Origin of the sequence: Pseudomonas sp. CC6-YY-74 (assembly GCF_002025205.1) — a bacterium.
In the GTDB taxonomy this organism is placed as follows: domain Bacteria; phylum Pseudomonadota; class Gammaproteobacteria; order Pseudomonadales; family Pseudomonadaceae; genus Aquipseudomonas; species Aquipseudomonas paeninsulae.
The window spans coordinates 44,464-68,346 of sequence record NZ_CP019947.1 but is presented as its reverse complement, the minus strand read 5'-3'; the positions used below and the strand labels follow the sequence as shown (position 1 = coordinate 68,346).

Here is a 23,883-nt window from a genome sequence, read left to right as displayed (position 1 = left end):
TTGATGGACTACCTTCCGCTGTTGATGTTTGCCCTGTTGTTTCTGTTCATTTTCATGGGCATTCCGGTCTCCTTTTCGTTGATCACCGTGTCGTTCTTTTGCGGCATGCTGATTTTCGGGGAAAACATTTCCCAGCAAATGTACGGCTCGCTGCTCCAGGCTTCGACCAACTTCACCTTATCGGCTATTCCGTTATTCGTGATGATGGGCGCCGTGCTGGAAAGAAGTGGACTGGCCAAGCGTTTGTACAACGCCCTGCAACTCTGGCTTGGCGGCTTTTCCGGTGGTCTGGCAATTTCCACCATGCTGATGTGCGGCATTTTCGCCGCCAGCTCAGGGATTGTCGGAGCAGTGGAAATTGTCGTCGGCATGATGGCAATACCGGCGATGAGCAAATACAAGTACGACAAATCGCTGATGTCGGGAACCATCTGCGCAGGCGGTTCACTCGGGACGATTATTCCGCCTTCGGTGATCGTCGTGGTGTATGCCTCGATGGCGCAGTTGTCGATTGGTCAGTTGTTCGCCGCCACCCTGATTCCCGGGCTACTCATGCTCGGCTTGTTCCTGCTCTACATCATCATCGTGTGCTGGTTGAAACCCTCGCTGGCGCCGGTGGTGCCCGAGATGAAAGCGACCCCACTGAGTGAAAAACTGCGGGCCACGCTCAAGGGACTGATCCCTCCATTTCTGCTGATTTTTGCAGTGCTTGGTTCCATGTTGATGGGCATCGCCTCGCCGACCGAATCCGCGGCTGTGGGCGCATTTGGCGCGGTGGTGTTGGCATTGTGCTTCCGTGAGCTGAGCTGGCAGCGCCTGTGGGATGCACTGGTCACCACAATCAAAATTACCGCGATGATCATGCTCATCGTGGTCGGCGGCACCATGTTCACCGCCATCTTTGCCGCCAGCGGTGGCGGCTGGATGCTCTCGAGCTTCATGCAGGACCTGGGCCTCAGCTCGTATGCGCTGATCATGGTGCTAATGCTGATCGTGCTGCTGGCCGGCATGGTGCTCGACTGGATCTCGATCGTGCTGATCTTCGTGCCGATCTTCACCCCGCTGATCAAGGCCGCCGGGATCGATCCGATCTGGTTCGCGGTGATGTTTATGGTGGTGATCCAGACCGCCTACCTGACCCCGCCGCTGGCGCCGTCGATCTTCTACCTCAAGTCCATCGCCCCCGCCGACATCAGTTACCGCCACATGTACCGGGGCGTAGTGCCGTTCATCCTGATTCAGCTGTTGCTGTTCCTAATCATCCTGGCCGCCCCGAGTCTCGCCACCTGGCTGCCAGGAAAACTGTTCTGACACTCACTCTGCCGGAGTCCCGCATGCTCAATCTTGTTGGCCATAACTACATCGGCGGCGCTCGCAGCGCTGCCGGTCAAGACACCCAGACCAGCTTCGACGCCTGCACAGGCGAAGCCCTGCCCTACCGCTTCAGTCAGGCCACAGTTGCTGAAGTAGATGCCGCCGCCAAGGCCGCCGCTGCCGCTTACTCGCAGTTCCGCAGTCTGCCGGCCAGCCGCCGCGCCGAGTTTCTCGAGGCCATCGCCGACGAAATCGATGCCATGGGCGAGGACTTCGTTGCCCTGGTCTGTAGCGAAACCGCCCTGCCTGCAGGACGTATCCAGGGCGAACGGGGGCGCACCAGTGGGCAGATGCGCCTGTTCGCCCAGGTATTACGCCGAGGCGACTTCTACGGCGCTCGGATTGATGGTGCCCTGCCCGAGCGCCAGCCACTGCCGCGCCCGGATGTGCGTCAGTACAACATTGGCGTCGGCCCGGTCGCAGTGTTTGGCGCCAGCAACTTTCCGCTGGCGTTCTCCACCGCTGGCGGCGACACCGCGGCAGCGTTAGCGGCAGGCTGCCCGGTGGTATTCAAGGCGCACAGCGGCCACATGGCCACAGCGGAATGCGTGGCCGATGCGATCATTCGCGCCGCCGAAAAAACCGTCATGCCCGCCGGCGTGTTCAACATGATCTATGGCAATGGTGTCGGTGCCGACCTGGTCAAGCACCCACTGATTCAAGCCGTCGGCTTTACCGGTTCCCTCAAGGGCGGTCGGGCACTGTGCGACATGGCCGCCGCCCGTCCGCAGCCGATCCCGGTGTTCGCCGAGATGTCCAGCATCAACCCGGTGCTGCTGCTGCCGGCCGCCCTGCAACAGCGCGGCAGCAAAATTGCCAGCGAGCTGAGTGGGTCCGTGGTCCTTGGCTGTGGCCAGTTCTGCACCAACCCGGGCCTGATCATCGCGATTCGCTCAGCTGAATTCAGCGCATTCCTGCAAGAATTCAGCGCCCAGATGGCCGCACAACCGGGGCAGACCATGCTCAATGCCGGCACCCTCGACAGTTACCGTCGCGGTGTCGACAGCCTCCTTGCGCACCCTGGCATCGAACATCTGGCCGGCACCCGGCAAACCGCGAGCAAAGCCCAACCGCAGCTGTTCCAAGCGGATGTGAGCTTGCTGCTGAATGGCGACGAACTGCTCCAGGAAGAAGTGTTCGGCCCGACCACGATTGTGCTCGAAGTGGCGGACAAGACCGAGCTGCTGGCTGCGCTGCAAGGTTTACACGGACAGCTGACCGCCACCCTGATCGCCGAGAATGAAGACCTCGCGCCCTTCGCCGACGTAGTGGCGCTGCTTGAGCAGAAGGTCGGCCGGGTATTGTTCAACGGCTACCCAACGGGTGTGGAAGTGTGTGACGCGATGGTGCATGGCGGCCCTTACCCTGCGACCTCGGACTCACGCGGCACCTCGGTGGGCAGCCTTGCCATCAACCGTTTCCTGCGGCCAGTGTGCTACCAGAACTGTCCTGATCAATTGCTTCCGCAAGCCCTGCAAGACGCCAACCCACTGGGAATTGCCCGCTTGGTTGATGGCCTGATGCAGCGCCCATCCATGACCTGACAAGTGTCGGCGAGGAAATAGATGGATGCTTTGCCCCGGCTCGATGAGTCGGGGCTTTTTTAGCTTATGGAGGATGGGTCGGGCCGCGCAGGGTCGGCGCTAACCACTAACTTGTCGGTTGGCGAGTAGTTGGCTGCGGCTTAACCCAGCCAAGCAGCCGATAGCGCCTGGTGGGTTACCCGACGCGCAGTTGCCGAGGTGCACCTTCACCCCGCGATGCGTCGTTAACCTACCCAGACTTCATCCAGCCGAACAGCCGTGACTAGTCGGCAATCAGCGCCTTGAGATCGTCATACAAGGCCTGGGGAATCTGCACGCCCTGCTCGGCGCTGCGCGCTCGGGCCTCGTAGCGGCGCTGTGACGGCAGGCGCGCGCCCTGGCCCTGGATACTCTCGAACATCGCCTCGGCCCGAGCCAGATGTTCATCAGTGGCATCACCGAGAAAGCGCCGTGGATCAATCACCACGATCAGTTCACCGTGATACGGCGATGACTTGCTGCCCGCGTCATAAGCCAGTGATTCGGCACTGGTCAGATCACCAATCAGCGGGCCGGCAATCAGCTCCACCATCGCCGCCAGTGCTGAGCCTTTGTGCCCACCAAAGGTCAGCATGGCGCCGTTCATGACCGCCTCGGCATCCGTGCTCGGCTGGCCATGCTGGTCAATCCCCCAGCCCAGCGGAATGGGCGTGCCCGCACGCCGATGCAGCTCAATCTCACCACGGGCAATCGCACTGGTGGCGAAATCAAAAATAAACGGGTTGTGCCCGGCACGTGGCCAACCGAAGGCAATCGGGTTGGTGCCGAACACCGGCTTGCTGCCACCTGCCGGTGCCACCTGCCGGTGCCACCCAGGCATGGCTTGGGGTAAAGGCGAATGCCACCAGACCGGCCTCGGTCAGCGCCTCGATCTCGACCCACAATGCCGAGAAGTGCACACAGCGATTAATCGCCAGCGCGGCGATTGCGCACTGCCTGGCCTTTTCAACCAGTACCGGCAAGCCGGCCTGAAACGCCAGCTGAGAAAAGCCCCCTTTGGCATCCACCCGAACCAGCGCCGGAGCCTGATCGATAACCTCCGGTTCGGCGTCTGCAACGACCTTGCCTGCCTTCAGCGAGCTGACGCAGCCCAGCAGCCGATACAGGCCATGGGATGCGCAGCCATCACGCTCACCCGCCAGCACCGTAGCGGTCACCGCCTGTACATGCGCCTCGCTGAAGCCGTTGCTGCGCAATATGTCCTGCGCCAGTTCGCGTGCTTGTTCCAGGGTCAATCGAATCACGGTCAGCTCCCTCTAATAATCAGTGGGTAGAGTGGCGCTTCAGGCTTGACCCGGCTTGACCCGTTCACTCGAGCAAGATGACGAATTCGGCACAACAGTGCTCAGGCGAACTGCCCGCGCATCCAGGCCAGATAGTCGGCGACGTCCGCATCGCCCTCGCTCGGCGCCCAGGGCGCGCGCTCGCCCTCACCGACCGGCCGGTAGGGCCCGGCCTTGCACTCGAATAGAATACTGTCGGCGGCCAGCACCACCAGCGCGTGGAACACCCCGGGCGGCAGGTCGACGCCAACACAGTCGCCGCCCGCCTCGAGTACGCGCGTGTCCAGCAGTTCGCCGCTGACGCTGAAAATCAGCAGGCCCAGACGCCCTTGCAGCACCAGCAGCGCTTCGGCTTTGTCCGCCGAGAGATGACGGTGCGGCGCAATATAGGTATCAGGCTGCAAGCCCACAGCCATGCGGTGGCAAGGCTCTTCCATCTGGTGGAAACTATGCTGTTGACGCTGGCGCGGACTGGCCGCAGCCTTCCCGGCCAACTCAGTAAACAGGGCGTGATCGAGAAAGCGCGGTGCGTCCATGGGCTTACATGCCCTTGACCGCATAGATCCCGGCGGCGTTGCGCCAGTAGCCCTTGTAGTCCATGCCGTAGCCGAAGAGATAACGGTCGATACAGGGCAGGCCAACGTAATCGGCCTTCAGGTCGGGGCGCGCCTTGCGGTCGTGCTCCTTGTCGATCAATACCGCGGTGTGCACCGCGCGGGCGCCGGCGTGGCGGCAGAAGTCGATGATCGCGCCCAGGGTGTGCCCTTCGTCGAGGATGTCGTCGATGATCAGCACATCGCGGTCGATGAAGGAGATTTCCGGCTTGGCCTTCCAGAACAGCTCGCCGCCGCTGGTTTCGTTGCGATAACGGGTGGCATGCAGGTAGGACAACTCCAGCGGAAAATTGAGCTTGGGCAGCAATTTGCCGGAGAAGATCAAGCCACCGTTCATCACGCAGAACACCACCGGATTGCGCTCGGCCAACTCGCCATTGATCGCTGCGGCGACCTGGTCGATAGCCGCTTCCACTTCGGTTTCGCTGTACAGGCAATCGGCTTCCAGCATGACTTGGCGGATGTGCGCGAGATCGACGGGCATGGTCTTTCCTCTATGGGCGAGCGAACATTTAAACAGCACGAAAGCTGATCAATGCGTCAAAATAAAAGTTGGCAAAGGTAACCACCTGCCACGGGTGGAGCAAGCCCTGGCCGATAATCCGCAGGAAATACGCGAAATCGGCGACATTACCTATCAGATTCCTGCATGCCACCTGCGTCAGCGCGCCAGCAGCGCAAAGCCAATGTTAATCTAGCCTAATTTTTTTTTGCCAGCCCCGCCGGAGAACCTGCCATGCCCGTCCTCGAGATCCGCCACCCGCTGATTCGCCACAAGCTCGGCCTGATGCGTCGCGCCGACATCAGCACGAAGAATTTCCGCGAACTGGCCCAGGAAGTCGGCGCCCTGCTGACCTACGAGGCGACCAAGGATCTGCTCTTGGAAAATTACGAGATCCAGGGTTGGGCTGGCACCGTGCAGGTGGAGAAGATCGCTGGCAAGAAGATCACCGTGGTGCCGATCCTGCGCGCCGGCATCGGCATGCTCGACGGCGTGCTCAGCCTGATTCCCGGAGCCAAGGTCAGCGCCGTGGGCGTGGCGCGCAATGAGAAGACCCTGCAGGCGCACACCTACCTGGAAAAACTGGTGCCGGAAATCGACGAGCGCATGGCGATGATCATCGACCCGATGCTCGCCACCGGCGGCTCCATGGTGGCCACCATCGATCTGCTGAAGAAAGCCGGCTGCAAGGAAATCCGCGCCATGGTGCTGGTCGCCGCGCCCGAGGGCATCAAGGCGGTGGCCGATGCCCACCCCGAGGTGATGATCTTCACCGCCTCGATCGACGAACGCCTCAACGAGCACGGCTACATCATTCCCGGTCTGGGCGATGCCGGCGACAAAATCTTCGGCACCAAGCAGAAGGACGCCTGAGCATGCAGGAGCAGATGCAGGACGCCACCTGGCGACAGATCCTGGCCGGTTCGCAGATGCTCTTCGTGGCCTTCGGCGCGCTGGTGCTGATGCCGCTGATCACCGGCATGGACCCCAACGTGGCGCTGTTCACCGCCGGTCTTGGCACCCTGATTTTCCAACTGGTGACCAAGAACCAGGTGCCGGTGTTTCTCGCCTCGAGCTTCGCCTTTATCGCGCCGATTCTCGCTGCCAAGGCCGATTTCGGCCTGCCGGCGACCCTCGGCGGCCTGGTCGCCGCCGGCGTCGCCTACATGCTGCTGGCCGGCGCGGTGAAGCTCAAGGGCACCGGTTTTGTCGACCGCCTGCTGCCGCCGGTGGTAATCGGCCCGGTGATCATGGCCATCGGCCTGGGCCTGGCGCCCGTGGCCGCCAACATGGCGATGGGCAAAGCCGGTGACGCCAGCGTGCAACTGGTGCCCTATGACATCGCCCTGATGATTTCCCTGCCGGCGTTGCTCACCACCCTGATCGTCGCCGTGGTCGGCCGCGGGATCTTCCGCCTGATCCCGATTCTCTGCGGGATTGCCGTCGGCTATACGCTGGCCTGGTTGTTCGGCGTGGTCGACTTCAGCCCGGTGGCTGCCGCGCCCTGGCTGGCGGTGCCGAACTTCATCGCACCCGAACTGCACTGGGGGGCGATCCTGTTCATCCTGCCGGTGGCCATTGCCCCGGCCATCGAGCATATCGGCGACGTGCTGGCGATCGGCACCGTGACCGGCAAGAACTACCTGAAAGAACCCGGCCTGCACCGCACCCTGCTCGGCGACGGCCTGGCCACCTCGGCCGCCGGCTTGCTCGGCGGCCCGCCCAACACCACCTACTCGGAAGTCACAGGCGCGGTGATGCTGACCAAGAACTTCAACCCCAAGGTGATGCTCTGGGCAGCGCTGATCGCCATGACCCTGGCCTTTATCGGCAAGTTCGGCGCCGTGCTGCAAAGCCTTCCGGTGCCGGTGATGGGCGGCATCCTCTGCCTGCTGTTCGGTTCCATCGCGGTGGTCGGCCTGAATACCCTGATCCGTCACCAGGTCGACCTGGGCGAGCCACGCAACCTGGTGATAGTCGCGGTGACCCTGGTGTTCGGCATCGGCGGCATGGTCATCGGCGCTGGCGATGTCAGCCTCAAGGGCATCTCGCTGTGCGGCATCATCGCCATCGCGCTCAACCTGCTGCTGCCGGGCGGCCAGGGCTGGCGCAGCAAGGCGCTCAACGAAGAGCAGCCCTAAGCCCGACAAGGCCCGCGGCGGCGGTAACGCCCGCACTATTGCCGCGCGGCGGCCGCGCCGCGCGCCCAGCCAACGCAGCTTAACAACCCGCCTCAGGCCGACTGGAGTGCCCACTGCTGCACGCGCAGCACGCTGTCCCGGTAGGGTTTGAGGCTCATGCTCAGCAGCACGACCGAGCTACACACCGCCATGCTGCTGACGATTAGCAGCGAGTAACGCAGCGCCATGTCATCGGCGAAGACATAGTCGGTCACCAGCGCTACGGCGGTCGGACCGATGCCCAGGCCGATCAAGGTGATGACGAACAGGTAGATCGCCGAAGCCTGGCCGCGCATCGAGTTGGGCATGATTTCCTGGATCGCCGCCGGCGCCACGCCAAACGGCATGCTCAGACAGAATACCGACGGCGCCATCAGCACCGCCGCCCACACCCCACTGTCCATCAACGGAAAGCTCAACACACAAGGCACGGCGCCGATAGCGGCATACAGGCCGACGCGCATATTGGCGTCGCTGCTGCCGCGCCTGGCCATCCAGTCGGCCAGGCGCCCGCCGAAGAGGATGCCCAGGCAGCCGAATACCGCGACGATGCTGCCGTAGACGATGCCGACCTGGCCAGCCTCCCAGCCATAGGTACGAATGAAGAAGGTCGGAATCCAGGCGGCACTGCCATAGCCGGCGAAGGCCAATCCGGCAAAGCCGAAGTTATGGCAGAGCACGGTGCGCTTGTTGGCGCGGATATAGCGGCCGACATCAGCCAGCGGCACCGCGACGCCGGCACCGACGCCGCGCCGGGCCGGTTCCTTGACCGCCAGCATGAGCAGGGTGAAGAGCACTCCGGCGGCGCCGAGCAGCAGGAAGATCAACTGCCAGGGCCGCACTTCGCCCACTACCGGCAGCAGCACATCACCCTGGGCCGAGGCAAACTGGATGACCAGGCCGCCGAGCAAAAAAGCCATGCCAGAGCCCAGGTAGACGCCCATCGAATAGACGCTGATGGCGGTGGCGCGGCGCTCAGCGGGAAAGCTGTCGGCGATCAGCGAATAGGCCGCCGGCGACAGCGCCGCCTCACCCACGCCCACACCGATGCGACAGATCAGAAACTGCCAGTACAACCTGGCCAGGCCGCAGGCGGCGGTAGCAGCGCTCCAAAACAGGATGCCGATGGCAATGACCCCACGCCGGCTCTTGGTATCGGCCAAGCGCCCCAGGGGAATCCCGCAAACGGTGTAGAACAGGGCGAAGGACAAGCCCATCAGCAGACTCATCTGGGTGTCGCTGATCATCAGGTCGCGGCGGATGGGCGCGACCAGCAGGTTGAGAATCTGCCGGTCGATAAACGACAGCACGTAGGCCACCATTAGAATGGCGACAGTGGCCCAGGCGCGGGAGTTGGAGGGATAGCCGTTATTGTTGTTAGGCACTGGCGGTCTCCTCGGCACCGCTTACGCGATGCGCGACGGTTGAAAGTGCCGCCAGCTTAGGCCGATCTACACGGCAGTAAGTATCGCCAACAGGCGTTATCAACCAGGCGAATGCAGTGCCTCCCTTCGAACTGATAACCGCCCGACACTCCTGGTGTCGACGGCCAACCCCGAGCAAAGCGCGGTGCAATCCGCCGTAGCCGCCATCCCGGACCGCGCCACGGTTTATCCGGGCCAGTTAGCGCCGGTCCTGGGCACGAACAGAGGTTCCATGGTCGCTCAAATCAGCAACGGTGCCCGCTCGCAGAGGGTATTGAGCGCCTCCGCCCAGCTCGGGTGATCGTTGAGGCAGGGCACCAGCTGCAAGCTTTCGCCACCGGCTGCCTGAAATTGCGCGAGGCCGCGATCGCCGATTTCCTCCAGGGTTTCGATGCAGTCGGCAACGAATGCCGGGCACATCACCAGCAGCTTCTTCACCCCCTGCCCGGCCAACTCCTCGAGACGGCTCTCGGTATAGGGCTCGATCCACTTATCCCGGCCCAGGCGCGACTGGAAGGACACCGACCACTGTTCAGGGCCCAGGCCCATGCGTTCGGCGAAGGCGGCGGCGCTGCGCATGCATTGCGCGCGGTAGCAGGTCGCAAGCACTTGCGGCGGCGCCGTAGCACAGCAATCGGGACCCTTGAGGCAGTGCTTGCCAGGATCGAGCTTGCGCAGATGGCGTTCCGGCAAACCGTGAAAGCTCAGCAACAGGTGATCGAAGTCCTGCTCGAGGTAAGGCCTGGCGCTGTCGACCAGGGCCTCGAGGTATTCCGGCTGGTCATAGAACGGCGCCAGCAGGGCGAAGTGCATGTCCAGGTTGCCCGCGCGCACCACCCGCTTGGCTTCCTCGATTACCGTGGTGGTGGTGCTGTCGGCAAATTGCGGATACAACGGCGCCAAGGTCACCTGCTTGATGCCTTGCGCCGCCAGACGCTGGAGCACCGTGTCGATCGACGGCTCGCCGTAGCGCATCGCCAGCTCGACCGGGCCCTGGCTCCACTGCGCCTGCATCGCCTGCTGCAGGCGCTTGCTCAACACCACTAGGGGCGAGCCGTCCTCCCACCAGATCGACGCATAAGCATGCGCCGAGGCCGCAGGCCGTTTGATCAGAATCAGCGAGACCAGCAGCCGCCGCAGCGGCCAGGGCAAATCGACCACATAAGGGTCCATCAGAAATTGATTGAGATAGCGCCGTACATCAGCCACTTCGGTCGACGCCGGGGAACCCAGGTTGACCAGCAGCAAGGCGTGATTGCTCATGAAAAATCCTTATCAGTCAGTGTCGACCCAGCAAATCCGCCAGGGCTATATCCAGATCGGTGAAACGAAAACGAAAGCCGGCTTCCTGCAGTCGCGCCGGCAATGCCCGCTGGCCCCCCAGCAACAGCCCCGCCAGTTCGCCGAAGGCCATGCGCAGGAGGAACGCCGGTGCCGGCAGCAGCGCCGGGCGATGCAACACGCGGCCCAGCGCGCGGGCGAAGTCGGCGTTGCGCACCGGCTCGGGAGCGCAGGCATTATAAGGACCGCTGGCCTGATCCTGCTGCAAGAGAAAATCGATCAGGGCGATCTGATCGGCGAGGTGAATCCATGGCATCCACTGCCGGCCATCGCCCACCGGACCACCGAGGCCCAAACGGAAGGGCAGCAGCAGGCGCGCCAGGAAGCCGCCGTCCGCAGCCAGCACCAGACCGGTGCGCACCAGCACCACCCTGATGCCCAGGGCTTCGGCGCGCTGCGCCGTCTCCTCCCAGGCGCCGCACAACTGGGCAGCGAAATCGTCGGTGATCTGCGGGCTGTCCTCCTTCAGTTCGCGCTCGCCGCCATCGCCATACCAGCCCACCGCCGAGCCGGACAGCAGCACCCGTGGCTTCTGCTGGCGCTGCTGCAACCAGGCCAGCAGTTGCTCGGTGAGGGTGATCCGGCTGGCCCAGAGCAGACTCTTGCGCTTGCGCGTCCAGGGCCGGTCGGCAATCGGCGCGCCAGCCAGGTTGACCACCGCATCCAGCGCCTGCTCGCCGATTTCGTCGAGCTGGCCGATGCCGCGCACCTGCGCCCCACACAATTCGGCGACCCGCTGCGGGGTGCGGCTCCACACCGTCAGTTGATGGCCCTGCTGCGTCCAGTGGCGACACAGGCCGCGACCAATCAACCCGGTCCCGCCGGTGAGCAATATGTGCATGGCATCCTCCTCGCGTGGCGTAAGCCAACCTGATAACCATCAGTCTGGTTTATCAGAGAGCAACGTGCCTTTAATCCGGCTCAGGATTGTCTTTACTACAAAGAGGCACGATTGAAGCCGATAAGCCCTGTACATACAATCAATATTGTATAGGTTTTGTCTAAAGCGTAGCCTAGCGCTCTAAAGCAAGAGGTAGATCATGACCGCACCCATTGCCATCATCGGCACCGGCATCGCCGGACTGTCCGCCGCCCAAGCTCTTCACGCCGCCGGACATGAGGTTCAACTGTTCGACAAAAGCCGTGGCAGCGGCGGCCGCATGGCCAGCAAGCGCAGCGATGTCGGCGCCCTGGATCTGGGCGCGCAGTACTTCACCGCCCGCGATCGCCGCTTCGTCGATGTGGTTCAGCAATGGCAGGCTCGCGGCTGGGTCGCCGAATGGACGCCGAACCTCTATCACAGCCGCAACGGGCAACTCAGCGCCTCGCCGGACGAGCAGGTGCGCTGGGTCGGCAGCCCGCGCATGAGTGCCATTACCCGCGCCATGCTCGGTGCCTTGCAAGTGCACTTCTCCTGCCGGATCACCGACGTATTCCGTGGTGAACAGTACTGGAGCCTGCAAGACGCCGAAGGGCAAAGCCATGGCCCCTTCAGCCATGTGCTGATCGCCGCTCCAGCTTCGCAAGCCAGCGCCCTGCTGACGGCCGCCCCGAAACTCGCCGGCGCAGCTGCCAGCGTGGTCATGGAGCCAACCTGGGCCGTCGCCCTGGCCTTCGCCCAACCACTGGATACCAAGGTCGACGGCTGCTTCGTGCAGGACAACCCGCTCGACTGGCTGACGCGCAATCGCAGCAAACCCGGCAGCGACGGCAACCCGGACACCTGGGTGCTGCACGCCAGCAGCAGTTGGAGCAAACAGCACCTGGACATGCCCAAAGAGGCGGTAATCGATCACTTGCACGGCGCTTTTGCCGAGCTGCTCGACTGCGCCATGCCTGCGCCCATCTTCAGCCTGGCGCACCGCTGGCTCTATGCCCGTCCTGCCAGCGCCCACCAGTGGGGCTCGCTGGCCGATGCCGATCTGGGCCTGTATGCCTGCGGCGACTGGTGCCTGTCCGGCCGAGTCGAGGGTGCCTGGCTGAGCGGCCAGGACGCGGCGCGCAAACTGCTCGCGCACCTGCAATGAACAAGCGCGCAACCGAGGTGGCCAGCCGCCGCCTCAACCCAGGCAAACTGCTGCTGTCCAAATGGACGGCGGTGCTGCCGCAAAACCGCGAGAAACACTTCCTGGTCAGCGAACTGTTCTGCGACGAACAGGGCCAGGTGCTGCAGATCGAACTGCAGGCAGTGCTCAGCCAACGCTGCCAGCGCCTGGACTGGCGCGTGCTGGAAGATGCCATGAGCTGGCACATGGGCTGGAAGTAGCCCTCCCCCGATCAGCCTGCTGCTGCCGCGGCAGGTATGCGCATTACCTGCCTGCCGAACCCGCCTAATCGCCCCCTCCTCATACCCTGTGCCAGCGAGCCGCCGCCATCGCGCAACGTGGCGGCCGACATCTGCCCGACCAATAAAACCCGACAATAGCTGTACAAATAATTTGACTTGTACAAGTACACCTCTATGATGAACACAAGTTGTACATTTTTAACAATGTGTACAGGTAATCAACAGAGGTTGTGCCATGAAGCCGTCCCCAGTCGCCGCCAGCAAACCCAAACTCGCCATCAGCGCCTGCCTGCTGGGCGCTGAAGTGCGCTACAACGGCGGCCACAAGGAATCACGGCTGTGCAGCCGCACCCTCACCGAGTATTTCGATTTCGTCCCGCTGTGCCCGGAAGTGGCGATTGGTCTGGGTACCCGCGCGAACCCATCCGCCTGGTCGGCGACCCCGCAGCCCCGCGAGCGGTGGGGACGCTACAGCGCGAGCGTGACCACAGCGAACCGCTGGCCGCCTACGGCGCGCAAATGGCCGAAGCACTGGACGATATCTGCGGCTACATCTTCATGCAGCAGTCGCCATCCTGTGGCCTGGAGCGGGTCAAGGTTTACCAGGACAACGGCCGCCCCAGCGAAGCCAAGGGCCGCGGCATCTACGCCGAGGCGTTCTGTGCCCGCCGCCCGGACCTGCCGGTGGAGGAAGATGGCCGGCTCAACGACCCCATCCTGCGCGAGAACTTCATCACCCGCGTGTACGCCTACGCGCAATGGCAGCAACTGCTGCGCGACGGCCTGACCCGCAAGACCCTGCTGGACTTCCACTCGCGCTACAAATACCTGCTGATGGCCACCAACCCGCTGCAGTACAAGGCGCTCGGTCGCCTGCTCGGCAATCTGCACCAGCATGATCTGCAGCAGTTGGCGCCGCGTTACTTCAGCGAGCTGATGAGCGCACTGAAAAAATGCGCGACCCGGCGCACCCACAGCAACACGCTGCAGCACCTCAGCGGCTATTTCAAGCAAGTCCTGAGCAGTGCAGACCGGCAGGAAATGCAGCAACTGATAGGCCAATACCGCAACGGCGTCGTGCCGCTGGTGGTGCCCCTGACCCTGCTCAAACACCACTTGCGCCGGCACCCGGACGACTACCTGGCCCTGCAGGTTTACCTGCAACCTCATCCAGAAAATCTCAGCCTGCGTAATGCCCTCTGAGCATGGATAACCTCACTCAGCGCGACTCGCCCGCTGCGGCCGGCGATGATTACCAGCACGCACTGGCCAAGGGTTTAAGGCCAATTCGCGAGGTTGCCCGGCTGACCGGCGTCAACGCCGTGACCCTGCGGGCCTGGGAACGCCGCTATGGCCTGATCGTGCCGCACCGCACGCCCAAGGGGCACCGGCTCTACTCGGACGAACATGTGGCACAGATCCAGACCATCCTCACCTGGCTCAATCGCGGCGTCTCGGTTGGCCAGGTCAAGGGCCTGCTGCGCGCCAATCAGCCGGCGTTTGCCGACGCCACCTCGCAGTGGGACGAGAAGTGCCAGCGCCTGCAGGCAGCCATCTGCAACCTGGCCGAACGGCGCCTGGACGAGTGCTTCAATAGCGAACTGGCGCTCTACCCGCCGCCTACCCTGTGCCAACAGCTGCTGCTGCCACTGCTCGAAGCCCTGGAACTGCGCTGGCGCGGCCAGTTCGGTGCCCAGGCCGAGCAGGTATTTTTCTACTCCTGGCTGCGCAGCAAGCTCGGCGCGCGGATCTACCACAACAACCGCCAACAGGGCGGCGCACCCATGCTGCTGGTCAATCTTTCCGACTTGCCGATGGAGCCGGGGCTGTGGCTCACCGCCTGGCTGGCCAGCAGCGCCGGCGCGGCGGTCGAGGTTTTCGACTGGCCAGTGCCACCGGCGGAGCTGGCCATGGCGATCGAGCATATCCAGCCCAAGGCGCTGCTGCTGTATTCCAGCCAGCCGTTGCACAGCGCGCATTGGCCGCGCTTGCAGGCGGGGTACGCCTGCCCGTGCCTGGTCATCGGCCCGGCTGCGCACATCCATCATCAGGAGCTGCAGGCCCTGACTCGGCACAACAGCGCGCTGGGCATGGCGCAAGACCCACTTGGCGCCCTACAAACTCTCTCCGACCTCAACCTGCTGGACAACCAATGACCACGCCACAACTGCTATGGCTGCGCACCGATCTGCGTGTGCAGGACAACAGCGCACTGGCCGCGGCCATGGCGGCCGGGCCAACGGTCGCGCTGTTTCTGCTCAGCCCCGTGCAATGGCAAGCGCATGACGATGCACCGAGCAAGGTCGATTTCTGGCTGCGCAACCTGGCCGAGCTGACGCGTGAATTGGCCGTACTCAACGTGCCCCTGCTGGTGCGTCAGGCCGACGACTGGAGCGCCGCGCCGCAAGTAATCGCCGAGCTGTGCCAGCAGTTGCAGATTGCCGCGGTGCAGGTCAACGAGGAATACGGCGTCGACGAACGTCGCCGCGACCAGGCGGTAGCCCAGGCTCTGGACGCGCTCGACATCGACTTCCACAGCCACCTCGATCAGCTATTGTTCAGGCCCGGCAGCGTGCTGACCCAGTCCGGCGGCTACTTCCAGGTCTACAGCCAGTTCCGCAAGGTCTGCTACCAGCGCCTGCACAGTGCCCTGCCCGCGCTGATCAGGCGCCCGGCCGCGCAAGCGCCGCTGAATATCGCCAGTGACCCGGTGCCCGGTGCGGTGCCTGGCTTTAGCCAGCCCGACGCCAGCCTGCGCCAGCTCTGGCCGGCCGGCGAACAGGAAGCCAACAGACGCTTGCTCGACTTTACCGACGAGCAGATCAACTACTACCAGAGCGAGCGCGACTTTCCGGGCAAGCTCGGCACCAGCCGCTTGTCCGCCTACCTCGCCGCCGGTGTGCTGTCGCCACGCCAGTGCCTGCACGCCGCCCTGCAAGCCAATCAGGGCGAGTTCGACAGCGGCAACAGCGGCATCGTCACCTGGATCAACGAACTGCTCTGGCGCGAGTTCTATAAACACATCCTGGTCGGCTACCCGCGCGTCTCCATGCACCGCGCCTTTCGCCCGCAAACCGATGCATTGGCCTGGCGCCAGGCGCCGGACGAACTGGCCGCCTGGCAACAGGGGCGCACTGGTTTGCCGATCATCGATGCGGCGATGCGTCAGCTGCTCGCCACCGGCTGGATGCACAACCGCCTGCGCATGGTCGTGGCGATGTTCCTGAGCAAGAACCTGCTGATCGACTGGCGCGAAGGCGAGCGCTTCTTCATGCGCCACCTGATCGACGGCGACCTGGCGGCCAACAATGGCGGCTGGCAGTGGAGCTCATCGACCGGTACCGACTCCACCCCCTACTTCCGCATCTTCAACCCGCTCAGCCAATCGCAGCGCTTCGACCCGGATGGCCGCTTTATCCGCCACTGGCTGCCGGAGTTGGCCGGTTTGAACAACAAGGACATCCACAACCCGGCGGCCCTGGGCGGCTTGTTCGGGGTGGCGGATTACCCGCGACCGATTGTCGACCTCGCCAGCAGCCGCACTCGCGCCCTGGCAGCCTTCAGACGCCTGCCGCACCTGGCAAAGGAGACAGCAACATGAGCGACTTCCTGCGCCAATTCGCCCAGGTCTTCGAGACCTTGAACAAGGGCAACCTCGAGCGCCTCGGCGAGTTGTACAGCGACGATGCACTGTTCCGCGACCCCCTGCATGAGGTGCGTGGGCTGGCCAACATGCAGCGCTATTTCGCCGAAATGTACGCCAATGTCAGCGAACTGCGCTTCGACTTCTACGGCTTCGATCAGGTACGCCCAGGTGAAGGCTACCTGCGCTGGACCATGAGCTACCGCCACCCGCGCCTGGCCGCCGGCCAACTGATCCGCGTGGAAGGCTGCTCGCATCTGCTGTGGACCGACAAGGTCCATCAGCACCGCGATTTCTTCGATGCCGGCGGCCTGCTCTACGAGCACCTGCCAGTACTCGGCCAGCTCATCCGCTGGCTGAAAAGGCGACTGGCATGAGACGCATCTGGCTCACCGGCGCCAGCAGCGGCATCGGCGCGGCCCTGGCCGAACTGCTGCTGCAACGCGGCCATCGCCTGGCACTCAGTGCGCGCACGGTTGCCCCCTTGCACGCCTTGGCCAAGCGCTACCCAGGACAGGTGTTGCTAGCCCCCGGCGACCTCAGCGACGCCGCCCAGGTGCGGGCGATTGGCGAACGCATCGCCCAGCTCTGGGGGGCCCTGGACACAGTCATCCTGAATGCCGGCACCTGCGAATACCTCGAGGTGCAGAGCTTCGAGGCCGCGCTGATCGAGCGGGTGGTGCGCGCCAACCTGTTCTCCGCCAGCTACTGCATCGAAGCGGCGCTGCCGCTACTGCGCCTGGGTCATGAGCCGCACTTGGTCGGGGTCGGCAGCTCGGTGACCTACCTGCCACTGCCGCGCGCCGAGGCCTACGGCGCCTCGAAGGCCGGCCTGCGCTACCTGCTGGAAGCGCTGCGCATCGACCTGGCGGCCGAGGACATCGCCGTCACCGTAGTCAGCCCCGGCTTCGTCGACACCCCGCTGACGCAGCACAACGACTTCCCCATGCCGATGCGCTGGCCGGTGGACAAGGCCGCCCGGCATATCGCCGAGCGGCTGGAGCAGCGTCCGTTCGAGATCGCGTTTCCCTGGCCGTTCATTGCCATCCTGCGGCTGCTGGCCCACCTACCCAAACGTCTGCAAGTGGCCATCGGCAAGCGCATGGCCCGTACGTCCGAGGACAGCGCATGAGAATCGCCATTATCGGCAGTGGTATTGCCGGCTTGACCAGCGCCTACCTGCTCAATCGCAGGCATGCCATCAGCGTGTTCGAGGCCGGCGACTGGGTGGGTGGCCATACCCATACGGTGGACGTCGAAGTCGATGGCCGCCCGTACGCAATCGACACCGGTTTTATCGTATTCAACGACTGGACCTACCCGAACTTCATCCGCCTGCTCGGCCAGCTCGGCGTCGGCTTCACACCCACCGAGATGAGCTTCTCGGTGAGTGATCCGCGCAGCGGCGTGGAGTACAACGGCCACACCCTCAACAGCCTGTTCGCCCAGCGCGGCAACCTGCTGTCGCCGAAGTTCTTCGGTATGTTGCGCGATATCCTGCGGTTCAACCGCGAGGCGCAGGACGACCTGCAGCACCACCGCATCGATGCCGTCACCAGCCTTGGCGAGTACCTGGAGCAGCGCGGTTACGGCGAGCGCTTCATCCAGCACTACATAGTGCCGATGGGCGCGGCGATCTGGTCGATGTCACTGGCCGACATGCTCGGCTTCCCCCTGCAATTCTTCGTGCGTTTCCTCAGCAATCACGGCCTGTTGTCGGTCAACCAGCGTCCACAGTGGTGCGTGGTCGAAGGTGGCTCGCGCAGCTATGTGGCGCCCTTGTGCTCCTCGTTCAAGCAGCACATTCGCCTGAACTGTCCGGTGCTACGGGTCGAGCGTGACGAGCACGGCGTCACCCTGCATACCCACGCCGGCCGCCAGTATTTCGACAAGGTGGTATTCGCCTGCCACAGCGACCAGGCTCTCAAACTGCTTGCCCAACCCTCGCCGGCCGAGCAGGAGATCCTGGGCGCCCTGCCCTATGCCGACAACGATGTGGTGCTGCACAGCGACACCCGCCTGCTGCCCAAGCGCCCCCTGGCCTGGGCCAGCTGGAACTATCGCCTGGGCGGGCCGAGCAATCAGCCGGCCGCGGTCACTTACAACATGAACATCCTCCAAGGCATTCAGAGCGACACCACCTTCTGCGTCAGCCTGAATCAGACGGCGCTGATCGACCCGAGCAAGATCCTCGCGCGCTATCGCTACGCCCACCCGCAATACAGCCTGGCCGGCATGGCGGCGCAGGCGCGCTGGGAAGAACTGCTCGGCGCCCAGCACAGTTATTTCTGCGGCGCTTACTGGGCCAACGGTTTCCATGAAGACGGCGTGGTCAGTGCCCTGCGCGTGGCGCACGCCTTCGGCGAGGTGCTGTGATGAACAGCGCCCTGTACAGCGGCTGGGTGCAGCACCGGCGATTTGCCCCCAAAACGCACGCCTTCCGCTACCGCATGGGCCTGCTGTACCTGGACCTGGACGAGCAGCAGCAACTGTTCGATCTCTCGCCCCTGGCCGGCAAGGGCCGCTGGGCGCCTTTCGCCTTTCGCGAGACGGACTACCTGGCGCAATTTACCCGCGCCGGGGTCAGCCTGAGCGATGCCGTGCGCCAGCGGGTCGGCGCCGCCCTCGGCCATACGCCGCAAGGCTCGATCTGCCTGCTGACCCAGCCGCGCAGCTGGGGCCTGGCCTTCAATCCGGTGAGTTTCTTCTACTGCCATGACGCCGACGGCCGCCTGACCGCGATCCTCTGCGAGGTGAGCAGCACCCCGTGGCGCGAGCGTTACCACTATGTGCTGCCGGCAGACGGCGCAGGCCATCAACACTTCGCCGTGGCCAAGGCCATGCATGTCTCGCCCTTCCTGCCGCGCGAACTGGAATACCGCATGGCCTTCAGCCCGCCTGGCGAACGCCTGGGTATCCACATGGCCGACTGGACGACCGACGGCCAGGGCGCCACCAAGGTATTCGACGCCAGCCTCAGCCTGCAGCGCAGCGAGCTCGACCGCGCCAGCCTGCATGCCTACCTGCGCAGTTTTCCCTGGATGACCGGCAAGACCGTCGCGGCCATCTACTGGCAAGCCCTGCGCCTGTTGCTCAAGCGCCTGCCCTTATTCAGCCATCGAGCCGCGCAGGGTGAATGCCGTGTCGCGCGCCCAGTATCCAAGGACGTGCCCCATGAAGAGCCCTAGCCTGTCATCCGCCAAAACCTCGGTGCGTGCCGGCAGCGGCATCGGCGCCAACCTGCTGCGCCGCGCCGTGCTGCGCCAACTGGGCCAGTTGCGCCACGGTCACCTGCGGCTCATCGACGGCGATGACTACCTGGAGTTCGGCGATGCCGGCGCCAGCCTGCGCGCCGAAATCAGGGTACTGGACGGTGCGCTCTGGGGCCTGGTTGCCGGCAACGGCTCGATCGGCGCGGGCGAGGCCTATATCCACGGCTACTGGAGTTCCCCCGACCTGACCGCGGTGATCCGCGTGTTCGTCAGCAACCTGGCTCTGCTGGACGCCATGGAGCGCGGCCTGGCCCAGCTCGGCCGACCGCTCGTACAGAGCCTGCACTGGCTTAACCGCAACACCCGCAAGGGCTCGCGCCAGAACATCGCCGCCCACTATGACCTCGGCAACGAGTTGTTCGAGCAGTTACTCGACCCGACCATGATGTACTCCGCCGCCATGTTCGCCAGCCCGCAAGACAGCCTGGAGCAGGCGCAACTGAACAAGCTTGAGCGCATCTGCCAGAAGCTGGCGCTCAAGCCCAGCGACCACCTGCTGGAAATCGGCACTGGCTGGGGCAGCATGGCGATCCATGCCGCCACTCATTACGGCTGCCGGGTGACCACCACCACCTTGTCGCAGGAACAGTACGCCTACACGCAGCGGCGGATCGCCGAGCTCGGCCTGGGCGAGCGCATCACCCTGCTGCTGGAGGACTACCGCGACCTCAGCGGCCAGTATGACAAGCTGGTGTCGATCGAGATGATCGAAGCGGTCGGCCACCGCTTCCTGCCGACCTACTTCAAGCAGTGTGCGCGGCTGCTCAAAGCTGACGGGCTGATGCTGCTGCAAGCCATCACCATCCGCGACCAGCGCTACGAGCAGGCGAAGCGCAGTGTCGACTTCATCCAGCGCTACATCTTCCCCGGTGGCGCGCTGCCCTCGGTGCAGAAAATGCTCGCGATCATCACCACCAAGACCGATATGAACCTGCATCACATGGAAGACTTCGGCCAGCATTACGCGCGCACCCTGCGCCTGTGGCACGCCAATCTGCACCAGTCCCGGCACAAACTCGAGCAGCTCGGCTACGACGAGCATTTCTATCGGCTCTGGGAGTTCTACCTGTGCTATTGCGAGGGCGGCTTCATCGAGCGCACCATCGGCACCGCGCAATTGCTGCTGGCCAAGCCGGCGGCGCAACCGCAACCCCTGCTAGGAAAATTCGATGCCTAAACTGATCGCCAACGCCCTCCTCTTTCAGCTCGGCTGGTTCGCCTGCGTATTCGGCGGCGACAGCCCGTGGCTGCTGCTAGCCGGGGTGGCAGTGGCGGTGCATCTACTCTGGGTCAGCAGTTGGGCCGCCGAGGGCAAACTGCTGCTCAGCGTGTTTCTCGCCGGCAGCGCCCTGGATAGCTTCTTGCTCAACCTCGGGGTGTTCGACTTCGGCGAGCCGCGCAACCTGATCCCGCTGTGGCTGGCCCTACTCTGGCTGCTGCTGGCGACCACGCTCAACCATTGCCTGGCCTGGACGGCCCGGCCCTGGTGGCGCGCCAGCCTGCTCGGCGCCTGCGCCGGCCCGCTGTCCTATTACGCTGGCGCCCAGCTAGCCGGCGTCGGCATGCCGTACGGCACCTGGCCAACCCTGCTGTTGCTCGCGGCGATCTGGGCGCTGGTGCTGCCCGTGCTGCATGGATTCGCCAGACTCTACCGCAGCCAATATGAGCACAGCGTCCGCGCGCGCCAATCGACCTAGGACGGAAGACCGCGCGGCGTATTCCACCAACGGCAACCCGGCAAGACCCGCGGGGTGCATCGCCCGGGAACAAGAGCGCGATTCACCCTACGTCGACAGCCGAACAACCGGGAGGCAGACATGGCGTACACTGCAGCCATGACCGAAAGCCACCAGATCCCCCTCACCCAGTTGCCCAGCGAAGCTGCCGTCAGTTGCTCCAACTGCGCCGCCTGCTGCTGCCAGCTGGAAGTGCTGCTGATCACTGACACCGGCGTGCCGCCGCGTTTTATCGCCACCGACGAGTGGGGCGGCGAAGTCATGCATCGCCTGGATGACGGCTGGTGTGCGGCGCTGGATCGCGACACCATGCGCTGTACCATCTATGAAGTACGCCCGCTGATCTGCCGCGAATTCGAGACCGCCTCCCCCGAGTGCCTCGACGAGCGCCGCGGCATGACCAGCATCTACCGCTGAAGCGGGTTTAATACAGAAACAAAAAATCGGCCAGCGGGCCGATTTTTTTGCCGCGCGCTAGAAACTCAAACGGTAATGCAGGGTATAGGCCTCGATGCCATTGTTCGGCTCCTTCAGCCCGGCGTTGGAATAGTGCAGCGCGCGCAGGCCGACTTCCTGATCGGCGAAGCGCAGGCCGACGCCGAGGCGATCCTCGAACTGGAAGGACGAGCCCAGGTTGCTGCCCTCCAGTTCGGTGCGGGAGAAGAAGGCCACGCCGACGCCGGCCTCGATATAGGGCCGCACGTTGTCTCCGGCAAACTCATAAACGAACACCGGGGAGAAGGACAGGCTGTGGTTGCTCGCCGACTCATCGCCTTCCCAGAAGGTATAACCGGCATCCCAGTAGCCGCCCAGGTAGCCGGTAGCGCTGTCCATCCAGCGGTGGTTGAAGTCGAATTGAGCACCGACCCGGTAAACCATGGTCGACTCGTCGGTGCTGCCCACGGCGAAAGTCACATCGGCCGCGTGCGCAGCGCTAACCGAACCTAGAGTCAAGGCCACCAGCGCAGCCGCAGAAAACAGCGTGTTCATTGGAGTATCCTTGTTCACCCGGTGGAGGGAGTTCCACCCTTCGCTGCTGGGAGTATAGAAATATTTGCTCTTAGTGAAAGGCTGACAATGCATAAACGTGCCGGCTCGACGCAGTCAAAGCGCCCGCACCTGCGCCGGCTCGCCCCATAACCCGGGTAATACCGCCTGCATGCGTAGCGGCTCGGCGCTCGACCAGAAGCGCGCCACCTGCGCTGGCCCACGAGCCAGCAACTGGCGCTCGCCGAGCATGCGCTGCAGGTGCCGCGCTACCGCCGCACCGGTGTCGATCAGGCTGACTGACTGGGGCAGCAACTCGCGCAACACCGGCTTGATAAAGGGGTAATGGGTACAGCCGAGGATCAGCGTGTCGCAGCCCTCGTCCAGCAGTGGCTGCACCCAGCCGCGCAGCATGTCGCGGGTCTGCGCGCCATCCAGCTCGCCGGCCTCGATCCGCTCGACCAGGCCTGGGCAAGGCTGGGTAATCACCCGCACATCGCTGGCGAAGCGGTCGAGCAAGGCGGCGAACTTGGCGCTCTTCAAGGTACCGGTGGTGGCCAGCACGCCGACCACCCCCGAGCGGGTCGCGGCGGCGGCCGGCTTGACTGCTGGCTCCATGCCGACGATCGGCAACTGCGGGTACAGCTCGCGCAAGTCGGCAACCCCGGCTGCGGTTGCGGTGTTGCAGGCCAGCACCAGCGCCTTGGCGCCTTGTGCTAGGAGAAAGTCGGCCAGCAGCCGGCAGCGCTGGCGAATAAATTCCGGGCTTTTTTCGCCATAGGGCACATGGCCGCTGTCGGCCACATACAGCAACGACTCATTGGGCAGCAGTGCACGAATCTCGCCCAGCACCGACAGGCCGCCGACGCCGGAATCGAATACGCCGATTGGCGCGTTATTACTCACGGCCAGCACCGCCACACACGCGGCAGGCCGGATCACGCTTGACCCGCAATTCACGAAAGCGCGAGCCCAGCGCATCGATCAGGAGCAAACGACCGACCAGCGGCTCACCGAACTGCGCCAGCAATTTCAGGGCTTCCAAGGCCTGCAGGCTGCCGACCAAGCCCACCAGCGGACCGACCACGCCTGCCTCGCTGCAGGTCAGTTCGGCTTCGCTGCCGTGGCCGTACAGGCAGTGATAACAGGGGCTGTCGGCACGCCGTGAATCGAACACCGACAGCTGCCCTTCCAGGCGAATCGCCGCGCCACTGACCAGCGGCACCTTGGCCGCCACACAGGCGGCGTTGACCGCCACGCGGGTGGCGAAGTTGTCCGAACAGTCCAGCACCAGATCCACCGCGCTGACTGCCGCCGCCAGCGAGTCGCCGTCCAGCGCCTGCCGATGACTCTGCAGACGCAGCTGTGGATTGATCGCCAGCAGGCGCCGCGAGGCCGAGTCGACCTTGCTCTGGCCGACGCTCTGGGTGTCATGGACGATCTGCCGCTGCAGGTTGGTCAGGTCGACCGTGTCGAAATCCGCCAGGTGCAATTCACCAACCCCGGCCGCGGCCAGATACAGCGCCACCGGCGAGCCCAGCCCACCCAGGCCGACGATCAGCGCGCGGCTGTGCTTGAGGCGCAACTGGCCGTCGATATCGATCTGTTGCACCAGGATCTGCCGGCTGTAGCGCAGCAGTTCGTCATCGTTCAGCAT

25 protein-coding genes and 2 pseudogenes are annotated in these 23,883 nt (G+C 64.0%); 18 read left to right on the top strand and 9 right to left on the bottom strand.

Annotation, left to right across the window (positions count from 1 at the left end; genetic code table 11):
• The first annotated feature begins 3 nt into the window (after positions 1-3).
• Positions 4-1,311, top strand: coding sequence for a TRAP transporter large permease subunit (locus B2D37_RS00355; protein ID WP_218190354.1), 1,308 nt, complete (start codon positions 4-6; stop codon positions 1,309-1,311).
• 23 nt (positions 1,312-1,334) lie between these two features.
• On the top strand, positions 1,335-2,918 hold the full coding sequence (locus B2D37_RS00350) for an aldehyde dehydrogenase (NADP(+)) (RefSeq protein WP_079200862.1): 1,584 nt from the start codon (positions 1,335-1,337) through the stop codon (positions 2,916-2,918).
• 262 nt (positions 2,919-3,180) lie between these two features.
• On the opposite strand, the pseudogene B2D37_RS00345 reads toward B2D37_RS00350, so the two are convergent.
• From B2D37_RS00345 to B2D37_RS00335, 3 genes and pseudogenes are all read right to left on the bottom strand, one after another.
• A pseudogene (locus B2D37_RS00345) lies at positions 3,181-4,201 on the bottom strand (Ldh family oxidoreductase).
• Between the two features lie 101 nt (positions 4,202-4,302).
• Positions 4,303-4,776, bottom strand: coding sequence for a WbuC family cupin fold metalloprotein (locus B2D37_RS00340; protein ID WP_079200861.1), 474 nt, complete (start codon positions 4,774-4,776; stop codon positions 4,303-4,305).
• Positions 4,777-4,780: 4 nt separating this feature from the next.
• A complete protein-coding gene (locus B2D37_RS00335; RefSeq protein WP_079200860.1) occupies positions 4,781-5,338 on the bottom strand; it encodes a hypoxanthine-guanine phosphoribosyltransferase in 558 nt (185 codons plus the stop codon).
• On the opposite strand from B2D37_RS00335, the gene B2D37_RS22925 reads away from it, so the two are divergent.
• The 3 genes from B2D37_RS22925 to B2D37_RS00325 are packed head-to-tail and all read left to right on the top strand — an operon-like array spanning position 5,337 to position 7,497.
• A complete protein-coding gene (locus B2D37_RS22925; RefSeq protein ID WP_154067009.1) occupies positions 5,337-5,552 on the top strand; it encodes a hypothetical protein in 216 nt (71 codons plus the stop codon). The genes B2D37_RS00335 and B2D37_RS22925 overlap by 2 nt on opposite strands.
• Before the next feature lie 38 nt (positions 5,553-5,590).
• Positions 5,591-6,229, top strand: coding sequence for a uracil phosphoribosyltransferase (gene upp, locus B2D37_RS00330; RefSeq protein WP_079200859.1), 639 nt, complete (start codon positions 5,591-5,593; stop codon positions 6,227-6,229).
• Positions 6,230-6,231: 2 nt separating this feature from the next.
• Positions 6,232-7,497 carry a uracil-xanthine permease family protein gene (locus B2D37_RS00325; RefSeq protein WP_079200858.1) on the top strand — a complete coding sequence of 422 codons (1,266 nt, stop codon included), beginning with the start codon at positions 6,232-6,234 and terminating at the stop codon, positions 7,495-7,497.
• A 92-nt stretch (positions 7,498-7,589) separates the two neighbouring features.
• Here B2D37_RS00325 and B2D37_RS00320 read toward each other — a convergent pair whose 3' ends face one another.
• From B2D37_RS00320 to B2D37_RS00310, 3 genes are all read right to left on the bottom strand, one after another.
• Entirely contained in the window at positions 7,590-8,921 is a 1,332-nt protein-coding gene (locus tag B2D37_RS00320) for an MFS transporter (protein ID WP_079200857.1), read from the bottom strand.
• 279 nt (positions 8,922-9,200) lie between these two features.
• Complete coding sequence (gene hemH / locus B2D37_RS00315; RefSeq protein WP_079200856.1) at positions 9,201-10,223, bottom strand: ferrochelatase; 1,023 nt, start codon at positions 10,221-10,223, stop codon at positions 9,201-9,203.
• Positions 10,224-10,239: 16 nt separating this feature from the next.
• Entirely contained in the window at positions 10,240-11,142 is a 903-nt protein-coding gene (locus B2D37_RS00310; RefSeq protein WP_079200855.1) for a TIGR01777 family oxidoreductase, read from the bottom strand.
• Between the two features lie 199 nt (positions 11,143-11,341).
• Here B2D37_RS00310 and B2D37_RS00305 point away from each other — a divergent pair, with 199 nt between their 5' ends.
• From B2D37_RS00305 to B2D37_RS00250, 13 genes and pseudogenes are all read left to right on the top strand, one after another.
• On the top strand, positions 11,342-12,328 hold the full coding sequence (locus tag B2D37_RS00305) for an NAD(P)/FAD-dependent oxidoreductase (RefSeq protein WP_079200854.1): 987 nt from the start codon (positions 11,342-11,344) through the stop codon (positions 12,326-12,328).
• Complete coding sequence (locus tag B2D37_RS00300) at positions 12,325-12,567, top strand: TIGR02450 family Trp-rich protein (RefSeq protein WP_079200853.1); 243 nt, start codon at positions 12,325-12,327, stop codon at positions 12,565-12,567. The genes B2D37_RS00305 and B2D37_RS00300 overlap by 4 nt, the downstream gene beginning before the upstream one ends.
• A gap of 256 nt (positions 12,568-12,823) precedes the next feature.
• Positions 12,824-13,224: pseudogene (locus B2D37_RS24005) on the top strand (DUF523 domain-containing protein); the annotation flags it as partial.
• A 198-nt stretch (positions 13,225-13,422) separates the two neighbouring features.
• Positions 13,423-13,791 carry a YbgA family protein gene (locus tag B2D37_RS24000; protein ID WP_371915438.1) on the top strand — a complete coding sequence of 123 codons (369 nt, stop codon included), beginning with the start codon at positions 13,423-13,425 and terminating at the stop codon, positions 13,789-13,791.
• Positions 13,792-13,793: 2 nt separating this feature from the next.
• Positions 13,794-14,744 (top strand): MerR family transcriptional regulator, encoded by a 951-nt coding sequence (locus tag B2D37_RS00290; protein WP_079200852.1) that lies wholly within the window; start codon positions 13,794-13,796, stop codon positions 14,742-14,744.
• Complete coding sequence (gene phrB, locus B2D37_RS00285) at positions 14,741-16,189, top strand: deoxyribodipyrimidine photo-lyase (protein WP_079200851.1); 1,449 nt, start codon at positions 14,741-14,743, stop codon at positions 16,187-16,189. Before B2D37_RS00290 ends, phrB begins: the two co-directional genes overlap by 4 nt.
• Positions 16,186-16,608, top strand: a complete 423-nt coding sequence (locus tag B2D37_RS00280; RefSeq protein ID WP_079200850.1) for a nuclear transport factor 2 family protein — start codon at positions 16,186-16,188, stop codon at positions 16,606-16,608. The genes phrB and B2D37_RS00280 overlap by 4 nt, the downstream gene beginning before the upstream one ends.
• On the top strand, positions 16,605-17,363 hold the full coding sequence (locus B2D37_RS00275) for an SDR family oxidoreductase (RefSeq protein ID WP_079200849.1): 759 nt from the start codon (positions 16,605-16,607) through the stop codon (positions 17,361-17,363). Before B2D37_RS00280 ends, B2D37_RS00275 begins: the two co-directional genes overlap by 4 nt.
• The gene (locus B2D37_RS00270) at positions 17,360-18,607 is read left to right on the top strand and encodes an NAD(P)/FAD-dependent oxidoreductase (protein ID WP_079200848.1); all 1,248 of its coding nucleotides are present in this window, start codon (positions 17,360-17,362) and stop codon (positions 18,605-18,607) included. Before B2D37_RS00275 ends, B2D37_RS00270 begins: the two co-directional genes overlap by 4 nt.
• Positions 18,607-19,419 carry a DUF1365 domain-containing protein gene (locus B2D37_RS00265; protein WP_079200847.1) on the top strand — a complete coding sequence of 271 codons (813 nt, stop codon included), beginning with the start codon at positions 18,607-18,609 and terminating at the stop codon, positions 19,417-19,419. The genes B2D37_RS00270 and B2D37_RS00265 overlap by 1 nt, the downstream gene beginning before the upstream one ends.
• Complete coding sequence (locus B2D37_RS00260; RefSeq protein ID WP_079200846.1) at positions 19,406-20,680, top strand: cyclopropane-fatty-acyl-phospholipid synthase family protein; 1,275 nt, start codon at positions 19,406-19,408, stop codon at positions 20,678-20,680. Before B2D37_RS00265 ends, B2D37_RS00260 begins: the two co-directional genes overlap by 14 nt.
• On the top strand, positions 20,673-21,200 hold the full coding sequence (locus B2D37_RS00255; RefSeq protein WP_079200845.1) for a DUF2878 domain-containing protein: 528 nt from the start codon (positions 20,673-20,675) through the stop codon (positions 21,198-21,200). Before B2D37_RS00260 ends, B2D37_RS00255 begins: the two co-directional genes overlap by 8 nt.
• 120 nt (positions 21,201-21,320) lie before the next feature.
• Positions 21,321-21,656 carry a YkgJ family cysteine cluster protein gene (locus B2D37_RS00250; protein ID WP_371915419.1) on the top strand — a complete coding sequence of 112 codons (336 nt, stop codon included), beginning with the start codon at positions 21,321-21,323 and terminating at the stop codon, positions 21,654-21,656.
• 57 nt (positions 21,657-21,713) lie between these two features.
• Here B2D37_RS00250 and B2D37_RS00245 read toward each other — a convergent pair whose 3' ends face one another.
• From B2D37_RS00245 to B2D37_RS00235, 3 genes are all read right to left on the bottom strand, one after another.
• Positions 21,714-22,229, bottom strand: a complete 516-nt coding sequence (locus B2D37_RS00245; RefSeq protein ID WP_079200844.1) for an acyloxyacyl hydrolase — start codon at positions 22,227-22,229, stop codon at positions 21,714-21,716.
• A 114-nt stretch (positions 22,230-22,343) separates the two neighbouring features.
• Entirely contained in the window at positions 22,344-23,132 is a 789-nt protein-coding gene (murI, locus tag B2D37_RS00240; RefSeq protein WP_256573129.1) for a glutamate racemase, read from the bottom strand.
• A complete protein-coding gene (locus B2D37_RS00235; protein WP_079204848.1) occupies positions 23,125-23,883 on the bottom strand; it encodes a molybdopterin-synthase adenylyltransferase MoeB in 759 nt (252 codons plus the stop codon). The genes murI and B2D37_RS00235 overlap by 8 nt, the downstream gene beginning before the upstream one ends.

Coding starts and splice junctions, on each gene's coding strand:
- B2D37_RS00275 (WP_079200849.1), top strand. CDS start 16,605: ATGAGACGCATCTGGCTCACCGGCGCCAGCAGCGGCATCGGCGCGGCC.
- upp (WP_079200859.1), top strand. CDS start 5,591: ATGCCCGTCCTCGAGATCCGCCACCCGCTGATTCGCCACAAGCTCGGC.
- B2D37_RS00335 (WP_079200860.1), bottom strand. CDS start 5,338: ATGCCCGTCGATCTCGCGCACATCCGCCAAGTCATGCTGGAAGCCGAT.
- hemH (WP_079200856.1), bottom strand. CDS start 10,223: ATGAGCAATCACGCCTTGCTGCTGGTCAACCTGGGTTCCCCGGCGTCG.
- B2D37_RS00280 (WP_079200850.1), top strand. CDS start 16,186: ATGAGCGACTTCCTGCGCCAATTCGCCCAGGTCTTCGAGACCTTGAAC.
- B2D37_RS00270 (WP_079200848.1), top strand. CDS start 17,360: ATGAGAATCGCCATTATCGGCAGTGGTATTGCCGGCTTGACCAGCGCC.
- B2D37_RS00350 (WP_079200862.1), top strand. CDS start 1,335: ATGCTCAATCTTGTTGGCCATAACTACATCGGCGGCGCTCGCAGCGCT.
- B2D37_RS00325 (WP_079200858.1), top strand. CDS start 6,232: ATGCAGGAGCAGATGCAGGACGCCACCTGGCGACAGATCCTGGCCGGT.
- B2D37_RS00305 (WP_079200854.1), top strand. CDS start 11,342: ATGACCGCACCCATTGCCATCATCGGCACCGGCATCGCCGGACTGTCC.
- B2D37_RS00245 (WP_079200844.1), bottom strand. CDS start 22,229: ATGAACACGCTGTTTTCTGCGGCTGCGCTGGTGGCCTTGACTCTAGGT.
- B2D37_RS00300 (WP_079200853.1), top strand. CDS start 12,325: ATGAACAAGCGCGCAACCGAGGTGGCCAGCCGCCGCCTCAACCCAGGC.
- B2D37_RS24000 (WP_371915438.1), top strand. CDS start 13,423: ATGGCCACCAACCCGCTGCAGTACAAGGCGCTCGGTCGCCTGCTCGGC.
- B2D37_RS00290 (WP_079200852.1), top strand. CDS start 13,794: ATGGATAACCTCACTCAGCGCGACTCGCCCGCTGCGGCCGGCGATGAT.
- B2D37_RS00235 (WP_079204848.1), bottom strand. CDS start 23,883: ATGCTGAACGATGACGAACTGCTGCGCTACAGCCGGCAGATCCTGGTG.
- B2D37_RS00260 (WP_079200846.1), top strand. CDS start 19,406: ATGAAGAGCCCTAGCCTGTCATCCGCCAAAACCTCGGTGCGTGCCGGC.
- B2D37_RS00340 (WP_079200861.1), bottom strand. CDS start 4,776: ATGGACGCACCGCGCTTTCTCGATCACGCCCTGTTTACTGAGTTGGCC.
- B2D37_RS00265 (WP_079200847.1), top strand. CDS start 18,607: ATGAACAGCGCCCTGTACAGCGGCTGGGTGCAGCACCGGCGATTTGCC.
- B2D37_RS00255 (WP_079200845.1), top strand. CDS start 20,673: ATGCCTAAACTGATCGCCAACGCCCTCCTCTTTCAGCTCGGCTGGTTC.
- B2D37_RS00250 (WP_371915419.1), top strand. CDS start 21,321: ATGGCGTACACTGCAGCCATGACCGAAAGCCACCAGATCCCCCTCACC.
- B2D37_RS22925 (WP_154067009.1), top strand. CDS start 5,337: ATGGTCTTTCCTCTATGGGCGAGCGAACATTTAAACAGCACGAAAGCT.
- phrB (WP_079200851.1), top strand. CDS start 14,741: ATGACCACGCCACAACTGCTATGGCTGCGCACCGATCTGCGTGTGCAG.
- B2D37_RS00355 (WP_218190354.1), top strand. CDS start 4: ATGGACTACCTTCCGCTGTTGATGTTTGCCCTGTTGTTTCTGTTCATT.
- B2D37_RS00310 (WP_079200855.1), bottom strand. CDS start 11,142: ATGCACATATTGCTCACCGGCGGGACCGGGTTGATTGGTCGCGGCCTG.